Consider the following 8156-nt stretch of genomic DNA (forward strand, 5'->3'; position numbering starts at 1 on the left):
ACCTACCGTAACACCGACTTCTTTGGCGAAGTCGAAGGCTGGAACTTCGCGCTGCAGTACCAGGGCAATAACGAAGATGGCTCAAATCATCAGGAAGGGACTAAAAACGGCCATAATGACGTTCGTTTCCAGAACGGTGATGGCTACAGTATGTCTACCACCTATGAATTCGGCGAAGCTTTCCCTGTGCTGCAGGGCCTGAGCGTCGGTGCAGCTTACGGTGCTTCTGATCGTACCAACGACCAGGTTAATTCCCGCGGGACATACAATAACTACGGTAATGGCAAAAACGGCAGCGTTCGCGCTGGCGGCGATACGGCTGAAGTTTGGACTCTGGGCGCGAAATACGATATCAACAACATTTATCTGGCGATGATGTATGCTGAAACCCGCAACATGACACCGTTTGGTGACGATGGTATCGCTAACAAAACGCAAAACTTTGAAGTCACAGCACAGTACCAATTCGACTTTGGCCTGCGCCCATCTCTGGCCTGGGTCTATTCCCGTGGTTATGATGTCGGTGTCCACCACAATGACAGCGGTTCCTATCTGACCGACCAGGATCTGGTAAACTACGTTGATGTAGCTGCGTCCTACTACTTCAACAAAAACATGTCCACTTATGTTGATTTCAAGGTTAACCTGCTGGATAGCTCATCCAACTTCTACCATGCTAACGGTATCTCTACCGACAACGTCCTCGGCATGGGTCTGAACTACCAGTTCTAATCTGGCGATAAAACAAAGCCCGCATCTGCGGGCTTTGTTATTTTAGTCGCCGCTACGGTGCTTCTTGCAGAGCCATACGCACAAATCCGTTGTTTTGCGCCAGCAGTTCATGTGCTTTCCACGCATCCAAACCGGTCAAAACCATCAGAACCGCCGTTTTACAATTATGATCGCAGCTTTCCAGCGCCGCTTTTGCCGCCGCTCGCGTGCAGCTCCCTGCGGCCATCACGATAGCAATTTGCCGTTCTATCATATGCATATTGGTCCCACGGATATCCACGCGCATATTGCTATATACACGCCCACTGCGAATAGCCAGCGCGGTCGTCAGCATCGACAACACCATTTTCTGCGCGGCAATCGCCTTCGGATTACCATAACCGGCAACGGCTTCGGGTCCGGTTTGTGGCGCAATAACGATATCGGCGAGTTCCGTCGCTTCGCTCACAGCATACCGAGTAATCACCGCACGCGGTGCGCCCAATGACCAGGCGTGACGCAGTGCGCCCCACAGCCACGGAGTTTTCCCTCCCACCGTCAGCGCCACCAGCATATCTTTTTGTGTGAACCCTATGGCCTGGAGATCGAGAATTCCACGGTCATAATCCTGAGCAGCCTCATTCATACTGTGCAGCATTGCCAACGCCCCGCCGGCAATCAGCCCCATCAGCGGATGTTTTTCATCCGGCGCATACTCATTCGCGGTAATGATAGCGTTTCGCCCGGAAGCACCCGCCCCGGCAAGCACGACGCGACCGCCGCTGCTTAAGGTCGCCACCGCACAATCAACCAGGCGAGTGATATCATCAAGACAAGAGGAAATTGCTTCAGATATGCATTTATCTTCTTGATTGATAACGCTTAACATATCGCGGGTGGATAATCGGTCAATCTCAGCCGTCGTCGAGCTACGTCGTTCCATGACTGAACCTGCAAGCTTAGTGCTCATAAACGGACTCCTTATTATGGGTTCTTCGGTAATACTAAAGTGTTTTGTATGGATATCTCTGCGAGTGAGGTCACAAAGAGGCGTTAGTTTTTGTAAGGGAGCGACCGCTTTATGTATTGAGTGACATCGGCGATAATGTGTTTTTGCTATTGATAAGTGAAGGTTTTAATGCGCAACAAGCAACAACCTCAGCCCCATCCGAAGCGCCCAATGAAGCTGAGTACGCTGGTCACGCTGATGGTTTGTAGCGTCATTTTCTCCGTATTACTGGTGGTCTACGCCTTCTACTTTATTCAAATAACCAAAGCCACCCGCGCGGGCGTGGAAGATACGGCCTTTGCTATCGCGCGCACCCTGGCCGACTCTCTTGAAATCAAAAGAGGGCTAAGTTTCCCGCCAGAGCAGAATATTATTGAGCCAATCGCCACCGCCGTGCAGCAGCGCAACGGCCTGCTTTACGCCGTCGTGACCAATATGGACGCAGTACGATACTCTCACCCAAATACCCGACTTATCGGCCAGCACTTTATCGGTGCCGATCTACAGCCGGCATTAAAAGGTCAGGAAAATCTGTCGATTAACCACGGCGTATTGGCCGAAGCGCTCCGCGTCTTCACCCCTATCTATAACGACCGCAGCCAGCAAATCGGTGTGGTTATCGTGGGGATTTCTCTGCAAAAGGTGGATGAACAGCTAAGTCGCGCCCGCTGGAACGCCATCTGGTTCGTGTTGTTTAGCGCAATCGTCGGGACGCTAGGCATCTGGGGGCTGGTACGAGTGCTGAAAAACATTCTCTTTGGCCTGGAGCCGCATGAAATCTCCAGCCTGTTTGAACAACGCCAGGCCATGTTGCAATCGCTGCGTGAAGGGGTAATTGCCGTTGATGATAAGGGCCGGGTGACGTTGATTAACCAGGCCGCACGGGAGTTTCTTTTTTCGGCCGACGACGCCGCGCTGGGTGCCGCTCAACGCGCCCCGCTGCTGGAAAACCTCAAAGAAGTGCTGACCAGCGGCAGCGCCATTGAGGATCGCGAGATTGGCTGCAACGGTCGCCTGTTGCTGTGCAACACCGTCCCAGTGCTGAATAACAAACGGGTAATTGGCGCTATCAGCACCTTCCGTGATAAAACCGAAATCAGCCAGTTGATGCAACGAATGGACGGCCTGGTAAACTATGTCGATGCCCTGCGCAGCCATTCCCATGAGTTTATGAATAAGCTGCACGTAATCCTCGGATTACTGCATATGAAGCGCTATGACAAACTCGAAGAGTACATTCTGCAAACCGCCCAGAACTATCAGGCGGACATTGGCGCACTTCAGCATAAGATTAAATCGCCGATTATCGCCGGGTTTCTGCTGGGAAAAATCAACCGCGCGGGCTCTCTCGGCGTTAACCTGACGCTGTCTGAAGAGAGTCTTATCCCCGACAATCCGAATGAAGCGCAGGTCGCGGTGCTGGTCACTGTGCTCGGTAATTTGATTGAGAATGCGCTGGATGCCATGGCGGCCCAGGGAGAAGGTGAAATTAGTCTGTTGCTGCATTATCAAAATGGCTGGTTAAGCGGCGAAGTCAGCGATGACGGCCCCGGTATCGAAGCGCAGCAAATAGACGCTATCTTTAATAAAGGCTTTTCAACCAAAGGCGAAAACCGAGGCGTGGGCCTATTCCTGGCCCGCCAACAAACGGAGAACCTTGGCGGCACCCTGTCCGTCGAGTCAGAGCCTGGCGTTTTTACACAATTTTTTGTTCATATTCCCTGGGATTCGAGAGGAACAACGCGTGATTAATGTTTTGATTGTCGATGATGATGCCATGGTGGCCGACCTGAACCGTTGCTATATCGAGCGAGTTGACGGTTTCGCCTGCATCGGAATTGCCTCGACGCTGCAACAGGCTAAAGACAACGTCCAGGATCGCGCCCAACCTATCGATCTGATTTTGTTAGATGTCTACATGCAGCAGGACAGCGGTCTGGATCTGCTTCCGGTCGTGCGAAATTCCGGACGGGCTATCGACGTTATCATGATCTCGTCGGCTTCCGATGCAGCTACCGTGCAGACCTCAATGCGCTATGGTGTCGTTGACTACTTGATAAAGCCGTTCCAGTTCCCCCGGTTTGAAGAGGCGCTGCTGAGCTGGCGTGAGAAGAAACAACTGATGGGCAGTCACTCTTACTACGAGCAGGCTGATGTTGACCGGTTGATACACGGTGGAACCCCGGAACTGGCCGATACCAAGCGCCTGCCAAAGGGGTTGACACCGCAAACGCTACGCACGCTATGCCAGTGGATAGACGCCCATCCGGATACAGAATTCTCCACCGACGATCTGGCGCAGGCGGTGAATATCTCCCGCGTATCATGCCGCAAATATCTGATCTGGCTGGCGCAGGTGAATATTCTGTTCACCAGTATTCACTACGGTGCTACCGGCCGACCGGTCTATCGCTACCGCCTGCTGCCTGAACAGTACGGCCTGCTTAAACAGTACTGCCAGTAAGGCGATAGTCATTATCCAGCAGGGTAAAGCGATAGTGGTGGCTCGATGACAACACCACCTCTTTCGCTTTGGTGACGAAAATGGCCTCAATATCCGGGCGAGCTCGCAGCGCAGCGCAGCCCTTTTCCACCCCCATGCCGTACATCAGCGTGGTCCAGATATCGCCATCAATCGAGTCTTCGCTGATGATCGTCACACTATCCAGTTCATTATTCAGCGGGTAGCCGGTGCGAGGATCGAGGATATGGTGATAAATCTGACCATTGTGCTCAAAAAAGCGCTCATATATGCCAGAAGTCACCACCGATTTATTGGCGATATCCAGCGTACCGATCATCGCTCCGGAGGTTGAAAATGGTTTTTTCAGGCCAATAGACCAACCGCCTTCCGGTGTTCCCAGCGTCTGCACGTTTCCCCCGAGGTTAATCAGCCCCTGCACGACGCCTTCTTTGCGCAGAAAATCCCGCACCCGGTCGGCGATATAGCCTTTGGCTATTGCGCCAAGGTCAATCTCCATTCCAGGCTGAGTCAGGTATACGCTCTGTTCAGCGTCATTAAGCAAAACCTGTTCTGGGTTAGTCAACGCCAGTAGACGAACAATATCCTCCATGGGAGGCACGGTATCGCCGCGAAAGCCAATACGCCAGCGCTTGACCAATGGGCCGATAGCCAGGTTAAAAGCGCTATCGGGTAGCATACTCGCCGCTTTTGCACATTTGATTAAGGCATAAACCGGGCCGCTGACGCTGATCGGATGTTGGCCTGCGGCATGGTTGATATCCATAACCTGCGACTGGGCGCGGTTAACGGTGAGCAGGTCTTCATACTGTTTGATAAGGCGGAAAACGCGAGCTGCGAGCGCTTCGTCGTGGGAAAAAAGCTTGAGCAGGATGGGTGAGCCCATCAGGACGGCGGAATAACTGTAAACCCTGGTAGTGTCTGACATTCAATTCCCCCTTCGATTGATGGTAATAACCCGGCATCGCGAACGAAGCCGGGTTACGGGGCTTAATTATGCTGATTCAAGCATGGCCCAGGGTGTCTGCTGCGCACGCTGTGCAGCCTGATGACCGGCAAGCGTACCAAAGATAATGATATCTGCCACGGCATTCCCGCCAATGCGGTTTCCACCGTGGATCCCCCCAACGACTTCACCCGCCGCGTAGACTCCAGGGATCGCCTGTTTCTGCGCATTGAGAACACAAGTTTCAGTATTGATCGTCACGCCACCCATCGTATGGTGAACGCCCGGCGCAATCTGAATGGCGTGGTACGGGCCTTCATTCAGCGGTGCGCGCAGCGCGGTTTTACGACCAAATTCTGCATCGTCCTGTTTTTCCACTGCCTCATTGTAACGGGCAAGCGTCGCCAGGAAGGCTGATTCATCCAGGCCCAACTTCGCGGCCAGCTCACTCGGCGTGCTGGCGCTAGTCACCAGACCTTTTGCGATGTATTCATCTGCCGCTTTGTTTTTAGTGCGTACATGTTCATCAAACACGATGTAAGCATAGTGCTCTGGCAGAGCAATGATCGCCGCCGACACTTTGTCACGGGTATCCATTTCATTGAAGAAGCGTTTCCCGCTCTGGCTCACCAGAATCGCCCCGCCGCCGCGAATAGATTCGGACACCAGATAAGATGTTTTCTGCTCTACCGTCGGGTGAATCTGAATTTCGCCCATATCCACCGTGCCCGCACCGATACGCTCCAACAGTGCGATACCGCCGCCGGTAGCGCCTTTGTGGTTGGTGGTGACAAAGCCAGCGAGGTCTGGGCGATATTTCACTACCATCTCACTGTTGGCACTAAAGCCACCGGTCGCCACGATGATGCTGCGAGTCTGAACGGTCAGGGTCTCTTGCTCATCGGTCAGCAGACGAACGGCGGAAACTTCGCCTCCCTCCATCACAATATCGACCACGGAGGTGTCGAGCATGACATCAATCTGACGTTTTGTGACGTTACGCACGAGACCGCTAATCAGATAGCCGCCCACCGCAGAACCATCTTTTGGACGGTGCGTACGGTCAATGCTCATCCCACCAGTGGTGGTAATGTCGTTGAGCATAATGCCGCGATCGGCCAGCCATTCGATGGCCTGCGGTGCGGTTTCCACAAAACGACGCAGCAGCGCTGGGTTGTTTTTGTTGTGGCCACCTTTGAGCGTTTCGGCATAAAAAAGCTCTTTGCTGTCCTGAATACCTTTTACCCGCTGGAAGCGCGTTTCAGCGGCATTCATCCCGGCTGACGCTTTAATCGTGTTACCGCCGATGGTTGGCATTTTTTCAACGATCAATACGCGAGCACCGTCGTCGTGCGCCTGAATTGCAGCCGCCAGACCGGCACCGCCGCTACCTACCACCACCACGTCATAGGCCTGAGGAGCTGACGCTTCGCCACCCTCTTCTACCTGCAGCGCTTTGCTGGATTTCACCATCGCTTTCGAGACGGCTTTTTTCACCGCTTCACTCTGGCTGGTCGCCCCGGAAATGGCATCCACGTGCGGGGTGTTAGCATCAAGAATACGTGAACGAATCTCTTCGAAGCTGGTGACAAACTCGACGTCCTGATCGACACCGCCGGTCAGTTCAATATCGGCAATACGGTCGGTTTCGAGACTAACGTTAATGACCAGCTCGCCCGCCTCGTCCTGTACCTTCTCGATAAACACGCCCGGCTTAAATTTCGACACGGTCATGCTCATGTCGCGAATCATCGCTTCCACCAGCGAGAAGCGCCACAGTGGTTCCGGAATATTCAGCGCTTCACGCTGGGTACTGTCGATAAACAGGTCCAGCGTCTGATCGTCGGCAATACGCTCGGCCCAGTCAGGATAAGCAATACAGGCGCGACCAACGGCAACCAGGTCGTAGCCATGTGCCATGGCAGTATCGACATCGCTTTCATTCACCACACCGCCCACGCCCATCACCGGCACCTGTGCCAGCGTTTCAGAACGCATCGCCACATATTTTTCAATCAGTGGAGTAGGATCGGTCGTTTCAACGATGGACGGACGCAGCGTTGCGCCGACGGAGAAGTGCAGATAATCCAGCCCACGTGCAGCCAGTTTTTCCAGCAGATACAGCGTGTCGTCAAAGCGGATGCCCGGGACTTCCATCTCTTCCGGCGAGAAACGATAGCCGATAATGAAGGCATCATCCGCGTACTGGCGTACCATCTTGTGGGTAATTTCCAGTACCGCTAACGGGAACTTCGCACGGTTGTCGCGGCTGCCGCCCCACTCGTCATCACGCTGATTTGAGTTCGGGGAGTAAAACTGTTGGATTAGGTAGGTATTTGCGCCGTGGATCTCCACGCCGTCAAAGCCCGCCTGAATGGCACGACGGACGGCGTCGCCAAACTTGCCGACCATACCTTCCACTTCCTGGGCAGTCAGCGCGGCTGGCGTTGCTGCGCCATCGCGCGGCGCGGCAACGGCGCTTGGTCCAACCGGTGTACGGCCGCCGATAAGTTTAGGATCGACCATGCGGCCGCCGTGGTAAATCTGCAGCAGCGCTTTTGAACCTTTGGATTTAATGGCGTCAGCGATTTTCGCCAGACCGGCGATTTTGTCATCGCTGTCGATGCCCAATGCGCCCGGGAATGCCAGACCTAAATCATCAACAAAGCAACATTCAACAATGATAGTGCCGATGCTCCCGGCACGCGCACGGTAGTACTCCACCAGCTCGCTGCTGACGGAACCGTCGTAATAACCCGCACATGTCGTCATTGGCGCCATAAACAAACGGTTTTTGAGCTCGGTGCCATTGGGTAATGTGAAGGAGCTGAATACGCGATGATCAGTTTTCATAATAGTTACTCCAAACTTTAAAAATTAAATTTAAGAATTCGGGATCGGGCTGTATTTGAGTTATTTGTTATGCCGATGTCATGCTATTAATATATCGATTTTTTTAGTTACCAAAGTCATTACGTTAGTTATAAAACTATTTAATCCCTATAATA

At 53.2% G+C, this 8156-nt stretch carries 6 protein-coding genes; 3 read left to right on the forward strand and 3 right to left on the reverse strand.

Annotation, left to right across the window (positions count from 1 at the left end):
- A partial coding sequence (locus LZ634_RS16110) for a porin (RefSeq protein ID WP_234507079.1) occupies positions 1-732 on the forward strand: 732 nt, incomplete at its 5' end.
- Between the two features lie 52 nt (positions 733-784).
- Here the strand turns inward: LZ634_RS16110 and LZ634_RS16115 are convergent.
- Positions 785-1681 (reverse strand): N-acetylmuramic acid 6-phosphate etherase, encoded by an 897-nt coding sequence (locus LZ634_RS16115; protein WP_234507081.1) that lies wholly within the window; start codon positions 1679-1681, stop codon positions 785-787.
- A 168-nt stretch (positions 1682-1849) separates the two neighbouring features.
- Between LZ634_RS16115 and LZ634_RS16120 the strand changes: the two genes are divergently transcribed.
- Together LZ634_RS16120 and dcuR are read left to right on the forward strand one after the other, a co-directional pair.
- Positions 1850-3472, forward strand: a complete 1623-nt coding sequence (locus LZ634_RS16120; RefSeq protein ID WP_234507083.1) for a sensor histidine kinase — start codon at positions 1850-1852, stop codon at positions 3470-3472.
- Positions 3465-4184, forward strand: a complete 720-nt coding sequence (gene dcuR, locus LZ634_RS16125) for a two-component system response regulator DcuR (protein ID WP_234507085.1) — start codon at positions 3465-3467, stop codon at positions 4182-4184. Before LZ634_RS16120 ends, dcuR begins: the two co-directional genes overlap by 8 nt.
- Here dcuR and LZ634_RS16130 read toward each other — a convergent pair.
- Complete coding sequence (locus LZ634_RS16130) at positions 4165-5130, reverse strand: FAD:protein FMN transferase (protein WP_234507087.1); 966 nt, start codon at positions 5128-5130, stop codon at positions 4165-4167. The genes dcuR and LZ634_RS16130 overlap by 20 nt on opposite strands.
- Positions 5131-5196: 66 nt before the next feature.
- On the reverse strand, positions 5197-8001 hold the full coding sequence (locus LZ634_RS16135) for a flavocytochrome c (protein WP_234507089.1): 2805 nt from the start codon (positions 7999-8001) through the stop codon (positions 5197-5199).
- Between the last annotated feature and the right edge of the window lie 155 nt (positions 8002-8156).

This window comes from Kluyvera intermedia (assembly GCF_021440345.1).
Lineage (GTDB): Bacteria > Pseudomonadota > Gammaproteobacteria > Enterobacterales > Enterobacteriaceae > Kluyvera > Kluyvera intermedia_A.

Bases quoted from the DNA above. Each gene is read 5' to 3' on its own strand.
- LZ634_RS16135 (WP_234507089.1), bottom strand. From the start codon at position 8,001: ATGAAAACTGATCATCGCGTATTCAGCTCCTTCACATTACCCAATGGC.
- LZ634_RS16120 (WP_234507083.1), top strand. From the start codon at position 1,850: ATGCGCAACAAGCAACAACCTCAGCCCCATCCGAAGCGCCCAATGAAG.
- LZ634_RS16130 (WP_234507087.1), bottom strand. From the start codon at position 5,130: ATGTCAGACACTACCAGGGTTTACAGTTATTCCGCCGTCCTGATGGGC.
- LZ634_RS16115 (WP_234507081.1), bottom strand. From the start codon at position 1,681: ATGAGCACTAAGCTTGCAGGTTCAGTCATGGAACGACGTAGCTCGACG.